At 58.0% G+C, this 16,912-nt stretch carries 19 protein-coding genes and 2 pseudogenes; 6 read left to right on the forward strand and 15 right to left on the reverse strand.

Annotated features, from left to right (window positions below; translation table 11 throughout):
- From G5S42_RS38490 to G5S42_RS38520, 7 genes are all read right to left on the reverse strand, one after another.
- Positions 1-435: IS66 family transposase (locus G5S42_RS38490; RefSeq protein ID WP_217710312.1), on the reverse strand; the 435-nt coding region annotated here is incomplete at its 3' end.
- Between the two features lie 63 nt (positions 436-498).
- Positions 499-837: an IS66 family insertion sequence element accessory protein TnpB gene (gene tnpB / locus G5S42_RS38495; RefSeq protein ID WP_176112030.1), complete on the reverse strand. Its 339-nt coding sequence runs from the start codon at positions 835-837 to the stop codon at positions 499-501.
- On the reverse strand, positions 834-1,226 hold the full coding sequence (gene tnpA, locus G5S42_RS38500; protein WP_176112031.1) for an IS66-like element accessory protein TnpA: 393 nt from the start codon (positions 1,224-1,226) through the stop codon (positions 834-836). The genes tnpB and tnpA overlap by 4 nt, the downstream gene beginning before the upstream one ends.
- 171 nt (positions 1,227-1,397) lie before the next feature.
- Positions 1,398-1,622, reverse strand: a complete 225-nt coding sequence (locus G5S42_RS38505; RefSeq protein WP_176112032.1) for a hypothetical protein — start codon at positions 1,620-1,622, stop codon at positions 1,398-1,400.
- A gap of 86 nt (positions 1,623-1,708) precedes the next feature.
- Complete coding sequence (locus G5S42_RS38510) at positions 1,709-2,518, reverse strand: hypothetical protein (protein ID WP_176112033.1); 810 nt, start codon at positions 2,516-2,518, stop codon at positions 1,709-1,711.
- A 48-nt stretch (positions 2,519-2,566) separates the two neighbouring features.
- The gene (locus G5S42_RS38515) at positions 2,567-3,178 is read right to left on the reverse strand and encodes an XRE family transcriptional regulator (RefSeq protein ID WP_176112034.1); all 612 of its coding nucleotides are present in this window, start codon (positions 3,176-3,178) and stop codon (positions 2,567-2,569) included.
- Positions 3,179-3,199: 21 nt separating this feature from the next.
- Positions 3,200-3,988 carry a TIGR04255 family protein gene (locus G5S42_RS38520; protein WP_176112035.1) on the reverse strand — a complete coding sequence of 263 codons (789 nt, stop codon included), beginning with the start codon at positions 3,986-3,988 and terminating at the stop codon, positions 3,200-3,202.
- Between the two features lie 767 nt (positions 3,989-4,755).
- Between G5S42_RS38520 and G5S42_RS38525 the strand changes: the two genes are divergently transcribed.
- A complete protein-coding gene (locus G5S42_RS38525) occupies positions 4,756-6,204 on the forward strand; it encodes an FAD/NAD(P)-binding protein (RefSeq protein WP_176112036.1) in 1,449 nt (482 codons plus the stop codon).
- 100 nt (positions 6,205-6,304) lie between these two features.
- Here G5S42_RS38525 and G5S42_RS38530 read toward each other — a convergent pair.
- Positions 6,305-6,400, reverse strand: a pseudogene (locus G5S42_RS38530) (IS6 family transposase); the annotation flags it as partial.
- Positions 6,401-6,876: 476 nt separating this feature from the next.
- On the opposite strand from G5S42_RS38530, the gene G5S42_RS38535 reads away from it, so the two are divergent.
- The 4 genes from G5S42_RS38535 to G5S42_RS38550 all read left to right on the forward strand — a co-directional run bounded on the left by G5S42_RS38535 (position 6,877) and on the right by G5S42_RS38550 (position 9,965).
- On the forward strand, positions 6,877-7,164 hold the full coding sequence (locus G5S42_RS38535; protein WP_376777308.1) for a hypothetical protein: 288 nt from the start codon (positions 6,877-6,879) through the stop codon (positions 7,162-7,164).
- Complete coding sequence (locus tag G5S42_RS38540; RefSeq protein WP_176112037.1) at positions 7,161-7,349, forward strand: hypothetical protein; 189 nt, start codon at positions 7,161-7,163, stop codon at positions 7,347-7,349. Before G5S42_RS38535 ends, G5S42_RS38540 begins: the two co-directional genes overlap by 4 nt.
- 223 nt (positions 7,350-7,572) lie before the next feature.
- Positions 7,573-8,670 (forward strand): IS5 family transposase, encoded by a 1,098-nt coding sequence (locus tag G5S42_RS38545; protein WP_176112038.1) that lies wholly within the window; start codon positions 7,573-7,575, stop codon positions 8,668-8,670.
- A 269-nt stretch (positions 8,671-8,939) separates the two neighbouring features.
- Entirely contained in the window at positions 8,940-9,965 is a 1,026-nt protein-coding gene (locus G5S42_RS38550) for an IS110 family RNA-guided transposase (protein ID WP_176112039.1), read from the forward strand.
- 334 nt (positions 9,966-10,299) lie between these two features.
- Here G5S42_RS38550 and G5S42_RS46185 read toward each other — a convergent pair whose 3' ends face one another.
- Complete coding sequence (locus G5S42_RS46185; protein ID WP_512885501.1) at positions 10,300-10,446, reverse strand: transposase; 147 nt, start codon at positions 10,444-10,446, stop codon at positions 10,300-10,302.
- On the reverse strand, positions 10,394-11,107 hold the full coding sequence (locus tag G5S42_RS38555; protein WP_512885829.1) for an IS5 family transposase: 714 nt from the start codon (positions 11,105-11,107) through the stop codon (positions 10,394-10,396). Before G5S42_RS38555 ends, G5S42_RS46185 begins: the two co-directional genes overlap by 53 nt.
- Before the next feature lie 478 nt (positions 11,108-11,585).
- On the opposite strand from G5S42_RS38555, the pseudogene G5S42_RS38560 reads away from it, so the two are divergent.
- A pseudogene (locus G5S42_RS38560) lies at positions 11,586-12,319 on the forward strand (IS6 family transposase).
- Positions 12,320-12,442: 123 nt separating this feature from the next.
- On the opposite strand, the gene G5S42_RS38565 reads toward G5S42_RS38560, so the two are convergent.
- From G5S42_RS38565 to G5S42_RS38585, 5 genes are all read right to left on the reverse strand, one after another.
- The gene (locus tag G5S42_RS38565) at positions 12,443-13,876 is read right to left on the reverse strand and encodes an NAD-dependent succinate-semialdehyde dehydrogenase (protein WP_176112040.1); all 1,434 of its coding nucleotides are present in this window, start codon (positions 13,874-13,876) and stop codon (positions 12,443-12,445) included.
- An 86-nt stretch (positions 13,877-13,962) separates the two neighbouring features.
- On the reverse strand, positions 13,963-14,331 hold the full coding sequence (locus G5S42_RS38570; RefSeq protein WP_176112041.1) for a cupin domain-containing protein: 369 nt from the start codon (positions 14,329-14,331) through the stop codon (positions 13,963-13,965).
- A 187-nt stretch (positions 14,332-14,518) separates the two neighbouring features.
- On the reverse strand, positions 14,519-15,121 hold the full coding sequence (locus G5S42_RS38575) for a nitroreductase family protein (RefSeq protein WP_176112042.1): 603 nt from the start codon (positions 15,119-15,121) through the stop codon (positions 14,519-14,521).
- 148 nt (positions 15,122-15,269) lie between these two features.
- Positions 15,270-16,187, reverse strand: a complete 918-nt coding sequence (locus tag G5S42_RS38580) for a LysR family transcriptional regulator (RefSeq protein ID WP_176112043.1) — start codon at positions 16,185-16,187, stop codon at positions 15,270-15,272.
- A 199-nt stretch (positions 16,188-16,386) separates the two neighbouring features.
- Positions 16,387-16,887: a flavin reductase family protein gene (locus tag G5S42_RS38585; RefSeq protein ID WP_176112044.1), complete on the reverse strand. Its 501-nt coding sequence runs from the start codon at positions 16,885-16,887 to the stop codon at positions 16,387-16,389.
- Positions 16,888-16,912: the final 25 nt, after the last annotated feature.

Below are 16,912 nucleotides of genomic sequence, written 5' to 3' on the forward strand. Positions count from 1 at the left end.
CGTGCGCTCGCAGCCACACTGGCATACGGTGCTCTGCGGCTCGTGGCGAATCTCTGTGCGCGGCAATTGCGCCGGCAGCGCTGCACGCTTCGGTTGCTGGGGTAGCGGCTCGGCTGCGGCTTGCGGCTGAAGTTGCTCGAGCTCAGCTTCAATGGCGGCGAGATCCGCGTCAATCGCCTCATCCAGCAGATTCATCTGATCGCTGCTGAGCTGCTCGCTGCGCCTGCCGAACTGATGGCGTCTGAGAATCGATATCTCGTGGGTCAACTGGTCGATGCGGGTCTGCCGGTAGCGTAATTCCCGCTCCTTCTCACCGACCTCCCGGGTCTTCTCTTCAATCTCCCGGTCTCTGTCTTCGACGCGCGCAATCAGTTGCGTGGCGAGCGCACGCAGCTGTTCCGGGCTAAGAGCGTTGAGGTCGGCGGGCAGGTCCATGCAGACGAGTCTGCCAGAACCCCGGAGAGCGCGAAAGCGCGACCGTATACGTCCCGAACGTCCTCAAACGACACGGATCACGCCGTCCGCGCCGATGCGCTGCCATGGCAAACCCACCACCAGACCGGCAAGTTGTTCCTGCGTGAGCGCATGTTGCTTTGGTTCGCTACCAGCGCGCGGCCACGCGAACTGCCCCTGATTCAGCCGTCGCGCAGCCAGCCAGATGCCAATCCCATCGTGAACCAGCACCTTCAGGCGGTTGGCCCGCCGGTTGGCAAAAAGGTAAGCATGGTGCGGATGCGCGGCGCCGAACACGGTGATCACCCGACCCAGCGCCGTATCGAAGCCGGCCCGCATGTCCAGCGGGTCGACTGCCAGCCACACCTGATCGATGCGGATCATGCAAGCCACTCGCGCAGCCAGGCAGCGCACTGCGCTGCCTCTGAGGTTGGCCAGCTAACCGTTATCGATTGGTCCGCGCGACGCACCTCGACGCGAATCTCAGCTGTGCGCGTGTTTCGCGTCTCAAGTGGCAGCGGTACAAATTCCGGCGCTGGCGCCGCTGCCAATGGCGCTGCCAGGTCGCTACGCGCCACGAGCACGCAATCGTTCGTTTCGGCCTGCTCGACCCAACGTCGAAGCAGATTGGCGTTCAGCTTGTGGTGCAACGCGATCGCCGCGAGCGACACCCCGGGCCCCTGGCAAGCTGCCACAACCTGAGCCTTGAACTCGACGCTGTAGCGCCGGCGGCGACGACGGCCTGGTGCCGCTGCTTCGTCAATAGTGTTCACGGTCCACCTATTTAAGTGGACACGATGCTCCCAAGACTCTCAACGCAACTCAAGATGGGATAACCGGGCGCTTACGACGCACTTGATGGAGCGACCATCAATGTGATCAGCCCTTCGACCGGCGAAAGAATTGGCGTGGTCGCCTGCCACAGACAAACCAAATGACGCCCATTATGCGTTTCGCACCCGGATGGAGACGGGTGGCTTCCCCGCTGTGGATCGAAGAAACAAAAATCCACCGAGGAAGGGGATGCTCCAGAAATAACGCTGAACCGCATCAAGCAAGTGCGAATCCAGTTCGGCCTGCGAGACGGCGGCAAGCGTCAGCATCGCGACAATTGCCGGCGCGAGGCAACTAATAATTGCCTTCTCGAACACTTCAAAGAACTTGGTCATTGCTTCCCCGCGTAGCGCTTTGCACACTTTATATAACAGCAAATCTGCACAGTTGCTGACTTTGCGGGTCTGAGTCGCGTCGTACCCTACGCAGGCGTCTCGCCGACAGGAAGAAAACCTTCGGGCGGGTCCGTTCGCAAACTGATGTATTCAAGTCGCCACTGATCGATCTTTCGAAGATCTGCTAGTGAGAGACGTGTATCAGCGACGGCGACACAACTCTCGAGAGCAATTTCCTTAGCGTCCTCGGGCTTGCCATAGACGCTCGTGAACAGATCGGAAATCTCGCTCGCGGCCTTCTCGGCAGCGGCACGCGCAACGGGGCCGCCTTCTGTAGCATCATATGCAAGGGTAATGCGCAGAACGTAGGGTTCACCGCCGTCGAGGTCCTGAAATCGCGCGGCGTCGAGGTCAAAGAAAACGCCCACCAGATGGGCGTTGTATGGCTCGAGAAGCTTGCCGGTCAGTTGCTCAACCGTCTTGCCCTTATGTTTTCGGCGAAGGCGACTCTCGAACGCGTTCGGGAAAGCCGGACGACCATACCGCGCGGCCAGCCATTGCTTGAGCGCCCTCTTCTCATCGGCATTCAGTGTGACCGACGCATCCGGAGCGGCAGCGATCGCATCGAACATCGCCGTATGGACCACCGTTCGAGCATCGTGACGCAGTTCAAGCACGAGCGTATGCCCTTCCCCGGTGGTGTAGCAGAGATGAAGCCGGCGTACGTTTCGGGCACGAGCGAACGTTGGGTCCACTGTCGCAACGATGTCCGCTACGATGCACTCGACAGAGGGCTCCTTGTCGTTGGCGAGGTCGCAGTCGTGCGAGATGACAACGACGCGATGTTCGCCTTCATCAAACACGAGTCCGAGGCCCAACGCATGAGCGTCAACCATGAGACTGCCTTGCCGCCAAGCACTGTCACGTCCCGGCATCCCGCCCCCTCAGCGATCCTCGACAGCACCTGGAATCGAAACATCCGATTGCCAGTCTGCTGTTGCTGGAGCCGCGGTATTCGACAGACCCGTGAGTGCATAGGACCGTTCCATTGCCCGAGCCTCTTCAATCAAAGTCTGCACGGTCGCCGAACTGTCCTCACCGGCCTTCAGGATGTCGAACAGTGAGCGATCTTCAAACGCTTTCATTTTCAGGAGACTCGACGCACGCGCGACTCCTGCCGCCTTGAACGCGTCAGCGATCTGACTCAACGTCCTGATGCGCACGAGCTTGTCAGCGTCCGGCATCGACTCTTCGGACAGCCACTTGTAGACCGCCTGGCGCGACACGTCGAAGAGAACCGCAAGATCGCCAATAGCGGGATTCAGCACTGCGCGGACATTTTCCAGATGTTCCTTCGCCGTCCGGATATCCGCGCGCGGGCGCCTGCGCGGCGACCGCACCGCCGTGTCATCGCTGACAAAGAGCCCTGTTCGAGGTGAAAGGTACCCGCTCCAACTGTCTACGTTCTCAAGCGGATATGCAGACCCCGTCCCAATGAACGGCCGCAGCATCACCGGGTAATGCTGCGCAGCGCCAATCGCTGGCAATGATTGCATATGTCTGTCTCCTGATTAGTTTTACGACCAAGCCTTTAGGGCACGAGGCGTAACGATCGCCTCAAACGCCCGGCGGATGTCTCGGTGCAATGCCTCGAGCTGGCTCGCGAGCGACGCGAATTCAAGCGGAAATCTCCCCTGAACGAAATGGTCCGTGTCGATGACCGCATGACGCTGCGGCTCCTGCTTCGCGAACCGGTCTTTAATCACGAGTCCGTGCGGTGCCACGTCCGGCGGAAATCCAAGCGGAGCCACGGCGCGATGCACCCTCGCCACAAGGATGCCCCGGTCAGCCAAAACCCCCGGCTGCGTCTCGAATACCTGCTCGCTCGATGCTGATTGCTCAACCGCGCCAAACTGCACGCCGCACAGGCCGCCTGCAAGATACTGATCGACCGTCTCTGCCTCGCGCGGCTGCACAGCATCGAGGTACCGCAGACCTAGGCGACTCACGTGATCAAGACCCACAACTTTGTGAACGTGTTCAAGCCCGCGCAATCCAGTTGGCAAAAACTGTCGGTGCGTGTCGTAGTGGGTAGTATGAAAGGCGATGAACGTCGGGCTGAGCACAAAGCTGGACGTACGGTCTGCCGTAGTCATCCGCCAGACCTTCAGGGTCCCGACTTTGGGGACAGGCGGTGCGTCATTAGCTTCAAAGACGAACTCCAGTTGCGGTATCGCCTGCTCTTCAAAGAGCGTATACCCGTCGCGGCGCAGCAGATCCTGCACTTCCCCAGCGTATTTTTCCATCGCCGGGATCGGGTTGAACTGCGCCTGCAGCAAGGCATAGTAGACCGGCGCATTGGCCATTCGTCCATTCATGATCAGCGGGCGCGAAAACGTAAAGAGTTGACATTTCGGTTGTCAGTTTACACCGTAGTTGACGCTCTCGCAAGGAGAACTGCTCAGAAGTGGCCCGCGGCGTGATGTCGCGGGGAGCGCTACGGCGCGGGACACCCGACGTGGCGTGGGAACGAGCGCACGCGGACCATGAACCGGGCCCTTATGTCCTCCACCGATCACACCAGCGCATAGAGACCGGCCGCCTAACCAAAAACGGTGGCGTCGCTTCCCCGGCTCCGCCGCCGTGTTACGTCGACCGCGCCCGTGACGCATACGACCGCCCGCATCCGCCGCTGTCCCGAAATGACGGCCCGGATAGCCCCAACTATCCGAGCCTCAATTTGCGGAGTATTGTTGACGCCCCGTTAGCCGGCCCCACTGTTTGAGGGTTCGTGGACAGCGCTGCGATGCCATTGAGGTGTGGCGCGGTCTACGCGAAATAGGTGCGCTACTGGGTTTGAACGGCACCCTCCAGACGACACACCCATCCGTCCCGAACCCATTCATTTGCGATGCGAATCAGTGTTATCCAAACAATCGATTTTGTAGCTTCGGGCGAAATGCCGCATAGTCGCTTCCTGCGACGCGCGGCACAGCTTCCGACTATCCGCGCCGGAAAGAGAGCTTTCCTGACGTGCCCCGATGCAAGCGACTCTATCGGAGCGGGTATCCATCTGAACGTCAAAATTAATTTTCTGCGTGAGCGGATACGAACAACCATCGGAGCCGTGGCAATGACTGTATCGATCGTGATAGTGGGTGCTGGCTTTTGCGGGACGATGACGGCCACATGGCTACTGTCGGATCAAACCGCAGAGCCCCTGTCGATCGCACTGGTCGATGACAGCTATAGCGTTTCGCGCGGTATTGCTTATCGGTCAGACGAAGAGGGGTGGCTCCTGAACGCCCCCGCACGGACCCTCAGTGTTGAGCGGGACAACGGCAACGGCTTTGTCGATTATTGCCGACAGCGGGGCCGTCCTGCCGAACCCGATGATTTCCTGCCACGTGCGTGGTACGGTGATTATCTTGCACATCTGCTAAAACAAGCCGTCGAAAACCGCGGGAAGCATCAGTTTTCTCAACATGACGGATACGCCGTCGCGCTGAAGCCCGTCGAGGATGGCCGAACGAAGGTTCATTTGCACACGGGTGTGGAGATTTCTGCCGATCACGTCGTCCTTGCGACCGGGCACAGCGATGGCCGCCGCTCCATCACTGTTGCAGCGACCGGTGGCGCTTCACTCGATCAACGTTTCCTCGCGAATCCCTGGGACGCAGTTAAACTGCGGACCGTGCCGGATGACAGCCATTTCTTCATGTGCGGGTCTGGTCTGACGGCACTCGACGTTGTTTACGCGCTGCACCGGCGCAGCGAAAAGTTGCGCTTCACGCTTATGTCCCGCCGTGGTTTGTTGCCTCAACACCACTGCCAGTCACCGCCGAGACTTCAGCCACAAGCGCGGCGGTCGCTTCTCGATCAACTGGCCGCCGGCCCCAGGCATTGCATCACCGTCGTACGCAAAGTCATTGCTGAACATCGCGCGAGAGGCGGTGACTGGCGCGAGGTGATCGATAGCCTGCGTCCAGCGGTACCGCAGATCTGGTCAAACTGGTCTGAGGCCGACCGGCGCGCTTTCGTGCGCCATATTGCGCCTTACTGGGACACACATCGTCACCGACAGCCAGCTTCCACGGCAGCGCTTGTCGCGTCACTCAGGATGAGTGGGCGTCTCTCGCTTATGGGGGGGCGAATCGAGACAATCAGCGCACATGGCGACGGGCTGCTGCTGGCTATTCGCCCGCGCGCAGCAACGGGCTCGCGCGTTGTGCACGCATCGTATTTCGTGAATTGCACCGGTGTCGGGATGGCTCCAGCTCATCGAGCTACGGCGTCAGATACAGAACCGCATGCAGATTGCATACACCGGCCTATAGCACACGCGTGTGATTCTCTTTTTGATCAGTTACGGCGCGACGGGATTGCAAAATTTGACTGGGCGGGGTTGTGTGTTGATGAGTCTTACCGCGTGGTTCGAGTCGATAGCTGTACGAATCCGTCTCTGTTTTATATTGGCCCTGCGCTTAGAAGACGCTTTTGGGAGGCGACGGCGGTGCCCGAATTGCTAATGCATATCGAGCGGATGACGGAGATCATAATGCGGCAGGTTTCTGCACATTAAACGCGAGCGCATTGCCTGACAGGGGCGTGGATGCAAGCGGGTTCTGTCGCAGTAAGATCGAGAGGTCGGTCAAGACCGATATGGCATGGATTCCTTGTCCAGCCAGCGAATAGAACTGATGTGCGGGAGTTTGCCAAACGCCGCCATCGTTCAATTTCCCCTTGACGATCATGTGCATGACTTCGATGCCACCTAGATGCTATGTGGGAGGGCAGCGGCAGTAAGCCCGACTGGAGTAAAACGGGATTTGCACACTCGTTTTCTCCGAAGGAGCACGCAAACGGGCGCGCCTGACGCAGCCCTTCCACACAGCATCTAGGGGCCGTTTTCATTCGATGAAATGTGCTTACATCTTGTCTTTTGCGCGAGCAGGCCAAGATGATTCGAACGTTATTGAGCGATGAAACGCTTGCCGGGCAAGGAAGGCGATCCAGAGGACGGCTTCGACAATCGTTCGTCAGCGTAGACCGCCCGCCTTGGATCATTCGCCAGACATCGCTTCGCAACGATGCACGTTGGCTCGCATGCCATCATGCGCGAAATGGCGTGACGCGTAATCAATAAGCGTAGGCACGTCAGGTGATACCAGCCGGTGTCCGACGCACTTGCGTCGGACAAACTCTCGATGCCGCGTCCGGAGGCATCCATCAACGATCTGGTGACGACATGGACATGAATGGTGTGATGACGGAAGAGGACGGCGGTGCGCCGCCTTCGCCGGGGGAAGCGGCCATCCTTGAGGAAGCATGCTGGCTGGCCGACTCGGGCCGCTACGCCGACTTCATAGACATCGAGAACGTGCTGCGTTTTGGTTACGGGCTGACCAATGCGCGGGCCCTGCTTGACCGGTATCTGGTTCGCAGGATGCTGAACCGCCGCTGCGCGGATGCCCGCGACGAGCGGCTGGTAGGGCGGTGCAGCATGAGATTCTGCGCTCATCCGATGGCAGAGGACGCATGACACCACGCGAAGCGCAGAACATTCTCTATGCGGCGTTCGTGGCTGCGGCCCTGATCGTGCAGGCCCAGCCGTACCGGGACGACGTGCACGCGCAGCGCCGGTTCGAGCAAATTGTCAACCGGCTTCTATCGGAGCACGTGCCCCGAGGCATGAGCGTGGCGGAGTTTATCCAGCACGCCGGATGACCGGCCCCCACACTGTCATCGGGCGCATTGAACCTTAGGGCAACGCTGAACAAGCCGTTGAATAACTGGAGCCCGGCGTAAACACAGGCAGATTCATCGTGGGTGAAGCTTTCCGCCTGCACTTCGCGCCGACTAGCAGGTTGCTGAAGTACCGCTGAAACACGTCATCGCGCAGAGTTCGTGAAGCGTTGATAGATGAACCACCACTTGCCCACTGGAGATCATGCGCGGCGCCGACACGTTCACCGAGAGTTTGTTTTCCGTACGCAAGCTGGACGACTTCGTGCCCAAGTCGCATCCGTTGCGTTCGATCCGCGTGATGGCGAACGAAGCGCTGGCGAAGATGGATCGACTGTTCGCGGGGATGTACGAAGCTGACATAAAGGGTGGACGGCCGAGCATCGCGCCAGAGAAGTTGCTGCGAGCCATGCTGATCCAGATCCTTTACAGCATCCGCTCGGAGCGCCAACTCATGGAGCAGGTGCAGTACAACCTGCTGTTTCGCTGGTTCATCGGCCTGGCCATGGATGACGAGGTGTGGGTGCCCACGGTCTTCACGAAGAACCGGGAGCGTCTGATCAAGCACGATGCCGTGATCGAATTCTTCAACGCCGTAGTGGCCATCGCCGAGAAGAAGTGCCTGCTCTCGGGGGAGCATTTCAGCGTGGACGGCACGTTGATCCAGGCGTGGGCCGGACACAAGAGCTTCGCACGCAAGAACGGTGACGATCAGGACAACGATGGTAGCGGCGCGGGCGACTTCAAGGGCGAGAAACGCAGCAACGAGACACATCAGTCGAGGACCGATCCAGATGCGCAGCTCTATCGCAAAGGCAAAACGGCCAGCGAATTGCGGTACATGGGCCATACGCTGACCGATAACCGGCACGGCCTGGTGGTCAATGCGCGCGTGACACGCGCCGACGGGCATGCAGAGCGTGAAGCCGCCAAGATCATGATCCACGACGCGCGGCAAGCGGCAGAGGATCCGAACGTAGAAATTACGTTGGGTGCAGACAAGGGTTACGACGCTCAGGAATTCATCGAGGCGTGCCAACAGATGAAGGTCACACCGCACGTTGCGCAAAACACCTCGGGGCGACGTTCGGCAGTGCCCGATACGATTGCCTCGAGCGCGGGCTACGCCATTTCGCAGCAAAAGCGGAAGTTGATCGAACAAGGTTTCGGCTGGGCCAAGACCGTAGGGCGCATGCGCCAGGTGATGGTGCGCGGCTTGAAGAAGGTGGACCAGATGTTCGTGTTGAACATGACGGCCTATAACCTCGTGCGCATGCGACCCCTGGCACAAATCCGCCCATAGTGGCTGGAAAAGGCGGCAATGAGGCCAGAAGCCGGCCTCACAGTGCTTTAAAAAGGTTGATGCGCGTTGAAATTGCACAATGCGAAAGATTTAGCGACGGTGGGCGCTCAAATCGTGGAAGGCCGATTCCGGGCGGGGGTATTTCCGCATCCTGCTAGAGAATGAAAGGGACTTCCCCGTCCCGAGGCTGCGGCGGAAGCCGCGAGTCGGCATCAATGTGCCAGGATGAAGTTGCGAACGTTCATCGACACCAGCGAGAGGGGAAGTCCATGGCTATTATCACTGTCGGAATCGATCTTGCCAAGAATGTATTTGCCGTTCACGGTGTGGACGAGACCGGTAAGGCGATGCTGATCAAGCCGCGTGTTCCGCGCGATCAGCTGGCGACGTTGATCGCACAGTTGCCTGCGTGCCTCATTGGCATGGAAGCGTGCTCCGGCGCGCATCACTGGGCCCGCATGTTCCAGCGGCACGGCCATACGGTCAAGCTCATGGCGCCCAATCTTGTCGCGCCTTATCGCATGTCGGGCAAGCGCGGCAAGAACGACGCGGCGGATGCTGCTGCAATCTGCGAAGCGGTGACGCGCCCGAGCATGCGTTTTGTGCCGCTGAAGGACGAACATCAGCAGGCAACGCTTTGCCTGCATCGGACACGACAAGGTTTCGTCGAAGAGAGGACAGCGACCTACAACCGGTTGCGAGGCCTGCTCTGGGAATTCGGCGTGGTGCTGCCACAGAGCCCGGACAAATTGCGCAGGTACATCACGGAACATCTGGACACATTGCCTGGCTGGGCAAAGCGCAGTATCAGCGATCTGCTTGAGCATGCCGGCCATATCGAGGATCGCCTGCTCGAATACGACCGTGCGATCGCTGAGATCGCGCGTGAGGACGCGCGTAGCAAGAGGCTGATGCAGTTGCGCGGCATCGGCCCAACCACGGCAAGTGCGCTGCTCGCCAGTATTGGTGCCGGGCACGACTTCAGAAACGGCCGACAGGTGGCAGCCTGGATCGGACTTACGCCCGGTCAATATAGCAGCGGCGGTAAGGCGCGGCTGGGCAGCATTACGAAAGCAGGTGACGCCTATCTGCGCGGCCTGCTGGTCAACGGTGCCCGCGCTGTCATTGCTAACCTCGGCGAGAAACAGGATCGCTTCAGCCGATGGGCCCGAACCCTAGTCGAGCGCCGGGGCTACTGGCGGGCAGCCATCGCGATAGCCGCAAAGAACGCGAGATTGGCGTGGGCTGTGCTGAAATATGGTGATGACTTCAAGCTCGAACCAGTGGCAGACTGACTCCGATTCGAGGCTGTCGGCCAACCTGCAACGGGAAACGGGCGCAGACATCATGAGCACATAGAAACGATCACTTTGCACTGCCAGCGGTGATGTGAAGCGGGTTGGACCCGCGCGGAGCGTACCTGAATAACACGGCGGGGATATCCATTCCCGGCTAGAGAATGAGGCCTCTGCGCGCGTCTTTCATCAGGGTCCGGACCATTGGTCCAACATGACCGGTTGTAGAACCGCAGTCCTTCACCTTCTCACACGCACCAGCGCGGCATTGCAGCATGTATCAACAGCGAACCTCGATTGAGCTTGTGCTCAACGGGGAAGCCCTTGTAGCGTGTTAGGAACTTTGAAGTACTGACACGGCGTGGACAAGCATGAGCATTGCGAAGACGAAATGAAGCCCAGCGAGAGTTTCGGGGAGCCGTTCATAGTCACGTGCGAGACGCCGGAAACGGTTGAGCCAGCCAAAGCTGCGCTCGACCACCCACCGGCGGGGGAGCAGAACGAAACCCTTTCGTTTCTTCGAGTTTGATCGCCTGAAGGTCAATGCCCTCGTCGAACGCAGCCTGCGCTGGCTCTTTGCCCGTGTATCCCTGATCGGCAAATGCCACCTTGACCGTTCGTCCCGTTACCTGCTGGACCTGCCGCGCAAGCTCCGCTACCTGTGCGCGCTCCTGTTCATTGGCTGGGGTCACGTGCACCGCCAGCAACTGTCCCAACGTGTCTACTGCAATATGTACCTTACTACCGCGCTTGCGCTTATAACCGTCATAACCCGCACGCGGGCCGCTCTCGCAGGTCGACTGTATCGTGCGGCCATCGAGGATGACCGCGCTGGGCTGTCCCCGACGGCCCTGTGCCACGCGTATCACCGAGCGCAGGTCACTCACCATGCTCTCAAAGCAGCCAGCCTGCAACCAGCGTTGAGTCTGCTGATACACCAGCTCCCACGGCGGGAAATCATTGGGCAGCATCCTCCACGGCGCGCCGGCACGAGCCATCCAGCGCAATGCATCAAACATGTCGCGCAGTTCGTATTTGCGCTGGGGCGCGTCAACGTCCATCAGCGTCAGATACGGCGCCGCGAAACTCCATTCCTCATCCGACACATCAGTCGGATACCCTTTGCGGTCCGTTGTTTTCATCCCGCCAGGATACCAGGTCTCAATCGAAGTTCCTAACACGCTCTAAGTGTTCACGAGAAATTGACTTGAAATTTGCAGCCATAGCCGGATAGCAGCTCGGCGAGTGGCTTTGTCCGGATGGGTACGAGTTCCCGTGCTATGGACGCGACTATGCCTTTTTGACGCAAACCGGTTTGAAGGCGTTCCACCGGTTCAGCAGGTTGGCGATGATTACGCCATCGCCTTCCTGCGACGCAAGCTCCTGCGTCAGCAGGGCGCTCGCCGATGCAGCGCTTGATGCGCGAGATCTGCGCCTCGACCAGCGAGCGCACACCGTAGCCGTATTTCTTGTGAAATGCATAGATGCCTTTGTCCTCGATGTATCTGACGATCTGGTCATGCCTGCGGGTTCGCTCCTCGCCGTGTCCGACAGCGTGAGCTGGCGGTGGGATGACGGGGGCACTGTCACGTTGGCGAGGTAGTCACGTAAGATGTCACGATGAAGAAAAGAAAATCGCTTTGTCACGGCCACCGGTTCCCGGCGGCAATCATTAGTCTCGCGGTTCGGTGGTATTTCCGGTTCCAACTTGGCCTGCGTGATATTGAAGAACTGCTGTTCGAGCGCGGTGTCGTTGTCAGTTACGAGACGATCCGCCGCTGGTGCGACAATTCGGCGCGGGCTTCGCACATCGCGTCAAGGCTGCTCGCCGCAAGCCTGGGCGCACATGGCATCTGGACGAAGTCTTCGTTACGTTGCGCGGTGAGCCTTATCTGCTCTGGCGGGCAGTCGACCAGCACGGCGCCGAACTCGACATCCTGCTGCAGAAACATCGCGATAAGGCCGCAGCAAAGCGCTTCTTCAACCGCGTGCTGGCCGCCTGTGCCGACGCGCCACGAAGGATTGTCACCGATCAATTGCGCAGCTATCCGGCCGCGAAGGCCGAAATTCCCGAACTGGCAAACATCCAACACGTCTTCGTCAAGGCTGCGGCCCGGGTGAACAACCGTGCCGAAAACAGCCATCAGCCTACGCGTGAGCGCGAACGCCGGATGCGTGGTTTCCGCGATCCTGGTCGCACACAAGCGTTCTTATCGAGCTTCGGTCCGATTCGCCAGCACTTCGCGCTCAAGCGACATTTACTGCGTGCCTCACTCTATCGCAAACAGCTCGCCGCACGCTTTGCCGGCTGGCATCGCTTCACTGGGCTCACCCAGGATCCGTCCAATTTCTGAGCAAATCTACCTCCTGTGCGCTCTTGCGTCTCGTATACCTTAACGTGACAACGCCGTTTGATGGTTTGCCTTGGCCTACGGGCCTTACATTCTGCGAAGGGCTCACGACCTCTACGGCGGTGATCAGCTTTTGATCGTGACGGCTTTGGTAACCAAGTAAGGTTCCAACGCCTCGCAACCGCCTTCCGAACCGTAACCGGAATCCCCGACGCCGCCAAACGGCATTTCAGGCCACGGCGTAGCGCCCTGATTAATCCATAGCATTCCGACATTCAAACGTTGCGAAAGCTGATGTACGCTCTTCACGCAATTCGTGAATGCGTATCCCGCAAGTCCATAGGGAAGCCTGTTCGCTTCTGATATTGCTTCGTCGAGATCATCGAATCCTCGTATCGCAGCGACAGGGCCAAAAGGCTCCTCATTGAAGATTGCGGCGGTTAATGGCACATCGGAAAGCACCGTAGGCGCGAAAAAATTGCCTCGATCGCCGATCCGGTTTCCACCCGTCAACAACTTGGCTCCAGACTCACGTGCGTTGCTCACGACCTCTTTTATGGCCGCCAAGCGACGCTTATTTGCCAATGGCCCTAGCGACGTGCTTTTTTCGAGACCGTCACCTACTTGCAACTGTTCGGCATAGGCGACCATCGCAGCCTCGAACGATCCGCGCAAGCTGTTATGGACGAGGAATCGCGTGGGCGAAATGCAGACCTGTCCCGCGTTTCTGAATTTTACGGCACCTAAAACTTTCGCAGCTTCCTCGACGTCAGCGTCTGCAGCGATGATCACCGGCGCATGACCGCCCAGCTCCATCGTCGTCCGTTTCATATGTCGGCCGGCCAGACTGGCCAGTTGCTTGCCGATAGCCGTTGATCCTGTGAACGTGACCTTTCGAACTGCTGGATGAGAAACAAGAAACTCAGAAACTTCCGCAGGATTCCCGAAGACCAGGCCTAAAACGCCCCGAGGAACGCCAGCGTCCGCAAATGCCCGAATAAGCGACGCCGGCGAGGCGGGCGTCTCTTCGGGCGCTTTCACAATGAAAGAGCAGCCCGTGGTAAGCGCGGCCGATAGTTTCCGAACGATCTGATTAACCGGAAAGTTCCAGGGCGTAAAGGCTACGACCGGTCCGACCGGTTCCTTCAGCACCAGTTGTTGAACATTCTGACTTCGCGATGGAACGACGCGTCCATAGACGCGCAAGCCTTCATCTGCGAACCATTCGATGATCTCTGACGCCGACAAGACTTCCGCCCGCGCTTCACCAAGCGGCTTTCCCTGCTCTTGCGTTAGGAGGGAAGCAATGGTCTCGACGCGCTCCCGCAGGAGCATTGCCGCGCCTCTCATCATCCTCGCTCTTTCAACCGCTGCGACGTTGCGCCATTCAGCGAAACCCGCTTCTGAAGCGGATGCAGCACGTTCAAGGTCCTCCTTTGCCGCGCAGGCGACCACGCCAATCCTTTCGCCGGTCGAAGGGCTGATCACATTGATGGTCGCTCCATCAAGTGCATCACACCAACTTCCGTTAATGAAAAGCTTGGTATTTGAATAGGTCATTTAACTACCTTCTATCATAGTGCAGCTCAACGGGACTTTGCGAAGACGCTTCGCGAGTCAACTTTCGACGTCGTTGGTGACACTTCTCAGGTGAGAAGCACGTATATTTTTCGCACTGCCTCGGTGACTCTCAAGGTTCCTGAGTAGCCGGCGGGGATAACGCCCGTGTCGCCCTTAGAGAATTCAGTCTGCGGTGTGGTTTCGCTCTCGAGCGAGAAGGTACCCTCCAGGACGTGGAAGATCTCGTTTCGGTTTGATGGATAGACGAACTTCCAGGCGCCAACCTCTGCCTCCCAGAAACCGACACCCGGACGTGATGGTTCAAAGTCCACCAAAGGACGGCTGATTCTCTTCGGCTTACCAGTGATAAGCATTTCGTCAGCCGGATAGGTCAAATTCTCCTGCAGCTGGGTCGGGTCGATCTTACAAATCCGTTGAAAATTCAACTGTTCCACAGTTTCTCCTAGTAAAAACGCTCTTACGTTGGGCATATCATAAGGCAACGCGTATGAGTTGGCGCGTGCGCCCCTCGCTGGCACCTTCGTGCTTAGCAGCTGACAGCAGGCCTGCACGCCGCCGCATGCAAACTCACATGGCCCGACGAGCGCGCAGGCATGACGGAAAATGGCGTTTCTAAAACAGTTATGTTCCGTCAACAAAACGTCCTTCCCCCGCCATGTCGACCAGTGGTCGACGGTTACTCGGCACCTCCTTTGCCTGGAGAAAATGCGGAAGTAGCGCAGCATCCCCAGATTGGCCCAGTGCTACACAGACTTCGATTGAAAAATCGTCTGGAATGCTTAGGTCGCTACGGATGAGGTCCCTGTTGATCCCTGCAAGAGCATGGGCGCCCCACCCTAGGAGGCTAGCTTGTAACGCAAGAAATGCCCAAGCAACTCCGGCATCAAATGAATGCGTAGGTAACGAAAATTCCTCAACTCTCCCAGGGAGCCGAAACGTCTGTTTTGACAAAATCACAACGATCGCGGCGGCACGGACTGCCCAGGATCGGTTGAATTCGTTCAAAAACGAAAGAAACGAGACCCATTGATCTGTTTCACGACGGGCGTAAACAAACCGCCAGGGCTGAGAGTTATAAGAGGAAGGAGCCCAACGGGCGGCTTCGAGAATAGTGAGAAGGGCATGCTCATCGATAGCATCCAAAGTGAAGGCGCGAGGTGACCAGCACTCGACGAACTGCGAATGGATTGGAAAATCAGTGATGCGAATTGTTTTTATACCCATAACCAAAGCTCGATAACGGTTTATTCAAATCAAAAAATGGATGCAACCTTTGAGAAGGACGTCTCAGCAGTCACGCCCGAATCCTACGTACTCGGAAAATCAATTGACACCGCCGGTTTCACTGCAGGGTTAGAAGGTCTTTGCGGAGTCATACATGAGGCCTACATGCTGCGGCCACCTCAGCCAACCATCGGTCACGACACTCCTTCATAAATGAAACAAATGTTCGTCCTACTTTCGACAACGGGCGAGATCTTGGGTATAGCAGTCCAACCCTGAAGGTAATGCAAGGGTCTACGAGACGAACATCGACCCGATCAAGGTACCCGTGAACACTGAAAGGATCGATAAAACCGACACCCATTCCCAATGCGGCCAACTCACATGTCGAGTGCGAGAATGAGGTATCGATTCGCATGACACGGTGTATGTCTCGCGATTCGAAAAGGCGATCAACATGCGGCCGGGCTTGATAGTGCGCCGTGGTGGAGATAAACGTACGCCCTTCGAAATCCTCCGGCGAAAGCATCGACTTTTGCGCAAGCTGGTCCCCCTTCTTCATAACGGCGTAGTAGGGAACATTACAGAATTCGTCTACTGAAAGGTCTTCGCGGTCGTAAGGCACTTCTGCAAGACCAAGATCGATTCCTTCCGTCGCAATCCAGTCCTCCACCTTCGTGGAGCTTTGAACATCCAGTGAGATATCAACGTCTGGATGAGCTTCACAAAAACGGGCTATGACCGCGGGCAAAAAAGTTATTCCTAGCGCCGGCATGCATGCGATCGAGATGCTGCCTACGCGGAGTTTCCTCACATCAGCGGCAAGTTCCCCGATCCTTTGGTACGCACGGAATGTGTTCTCTACTTGCTCGTGGATCATCCTTCCTTCAGGCGTCGGCACCAGCCTGCCAGCAGCGCGGTTGAACAATGTCACGCCGAGCTCCTTTTCGAGCTCGGTGATCAAGCGACTCACCGATGGCTGAGATAGCCCCAGTAAGTCCGCAGCACCGTTTACAGTGCCGACCATCATAGTCGTGCGGAATGCTTCAAGTTGCCGGATGTTCATAGTTTCGCAGTTGATAGCCCGCTTTAAACAGCCATCATCTATGTTTCGGACCAGCATCGCAAGGATGTGCCGACCGTGGTGCTCGGACGGTCGGCCATTTCCCGTGGTTCGCGGCTGGCGCTGCTTAATCAAGATTCGGTCACGATGAGCGATTACACTGGCCGACAATCCGTTCAACTTAAAGCACCGGCGTCTGCGGTCAAATAGTCAGAGGCGCGCTCCGTGCAAAGCCGCGTTCGTGCCACAGAAGGCATCCCGCATCAGCGGTTTCATTAAATGCAATCTCTCGGATTACTCCAACGATGATGGAGTGGGTAAATCCGTCATGCTGATCACTGATTTCGCAGTCCAATGCAACCGTCGCATCAGCCAGGACCGGTGCACCAGTCACGAGAGATGCCCATTTGTTGGCTGTGAAGCGGGCTTGCCCTTTGGTTTTGCGAAATGTGTCAACGACCCCGCAGTGCGCTGTGGAGAGCAGATTTACGGCGAAACCCCCTGCTTTCAGGATCGCGTCGTGGGATGAAGCGCTCTTGTTCACGCAAACGATGACCGACGGCGGGTCGTCGGATAGACTGCATACCGATGTAGCGATGAGCCCGAACGGCTGTCCGTCGTGCTTTGCGGTAATAACCGTAACGCCGGCAGCGAACAGCGACATCGCCTGCTGGAAGTTGCCTCTGGAACCGATGGTTTGCATTTGGTCACCTGCCTCGACTATGACG

This window comes from Paraburkholderia youngii, from assembly GCF_013366925.1.
Taxonomy (GTDB): domain Bacteria; phylum Pseudomonadota; class Gammaproteobacteria; order Burkholderiales; family Burkholderiaceae; genus Paraburkholderia; species Paraburkholderia youngii.

What these genes read in the sequence shown, in the direction of transcription:
- tnpB (WP_176112030.1), bottom strand. Translation starts at nt 837, where the DNA reads ATGATCCGCATCGATCAGGTGTGGCTGGCAGTCGACCCGCTGGACATG.
- G5S42_RS38505 (WP_176112032.1), bottom strand. Translation starts at nt 1,622, where the DNA reads ATGACCAAGTTCTTTGAAGTGTTCGAGAAGGCAATTATTAGTTGCCTC.
- G5S42_RS38510 (WP_176112033.1), bottom strand. Translation starts at nt 2,518, where the DNA reads ATGGTTGACGCTCATGCGTTGGGCCTCGGACTCGTGTTTGATGAAGGC.
- G5S42_RS38515 (WP_176112034.1), bottom strand. Translation starts at nt 3,178, where the DNA reads ATGCAATCATTGCCAGCGATTGGCGCTGCGCAGCATTACCCGGTGATG.
- G5S42_RS38520 (WP_176112035.1), bottom strand. Translation starts at nt 3,988, where the DNA reads ATGGCCAATGCGCCGGTCTACTATGCCTTGCTGCAGGCGCAGTTCAAC.
- G5S42_RS38525 (WP_176112036.1), top strand. Translation starts at nt 4,756, where the DNA reads ATGACTGTATCGATCGTGATAGTGGGTGCTGGCTTTTGCGGGACGATG.
- G5S42_RS38535 (WP_376777308.1), top strand. Translation starts at nt 6,877, where the DNA reads ATGAATGGTGTGATGACGGAAGAGGACGGCGGTGCGCCGCCTTCGCCG.
- G5S42_RS38540 (WP_176112037.1), top strand. Translation starts at nt 7,161, where the DNA reads ATGACACCACGCGAAGCGCAGAACATTCTCTATGCGGCGTTCGTGGCT.
- G5S42_RS38545 (WP_176112038.1), top strand. Translation starts at nt 7,573, where the DNA reads ATGCGCGGCGCCGACACGTTCACCGAGAGTTTGTTTTCCGTACGCAAG.
- G5S42_RS38550 (WP_176112039.1), top strand. Translation starts at nt 8,940, where the DNA reads ATGGCTATTATCACTGTCGGAATCGATCTTGCCAAGAATGTATTTGCC.
- G5S42_RS38555 (WP_512885829.1), bottom strand. Translation starts at nt 11,107, where the DNA reads ATGAAAACAACGGACCGCAAAGGGTATCCGACTGATGTGTCGGATGAG.
- G5S42_RS38565 (WP_176112040.1), bottom strand. Translation starts at nt 13,876, where the DNA reads ATGACCTATTCAAATACCAAGCTTTTCATTAACGGAAGTTGGTGTGAT.
- G5S42_RS38575 (WP_176112042.1), bottom strand. Translation starts at nt 15,121, where the DNA reads ATGGGTATAAAAACAATTCGCATCACTGATTTTCCAATCCATTCGCAG.
- G5S42_RS38580 (WP_176112043.1), bottom strand. Translation starts at nt 16,187, where the DNA reads ATGAACATCCGGCAACTTGAAGCATTCCGCACGACTATGATGGTCGGC.
- G5S42_RS38585 (WP_176112044.1), bottom strand. Translation starts at nt 16,887, where the DNA reads ATGCAAACCATCGGTTCCAGAGGCAACTTCCAGCAGGCGATGTCGCTG.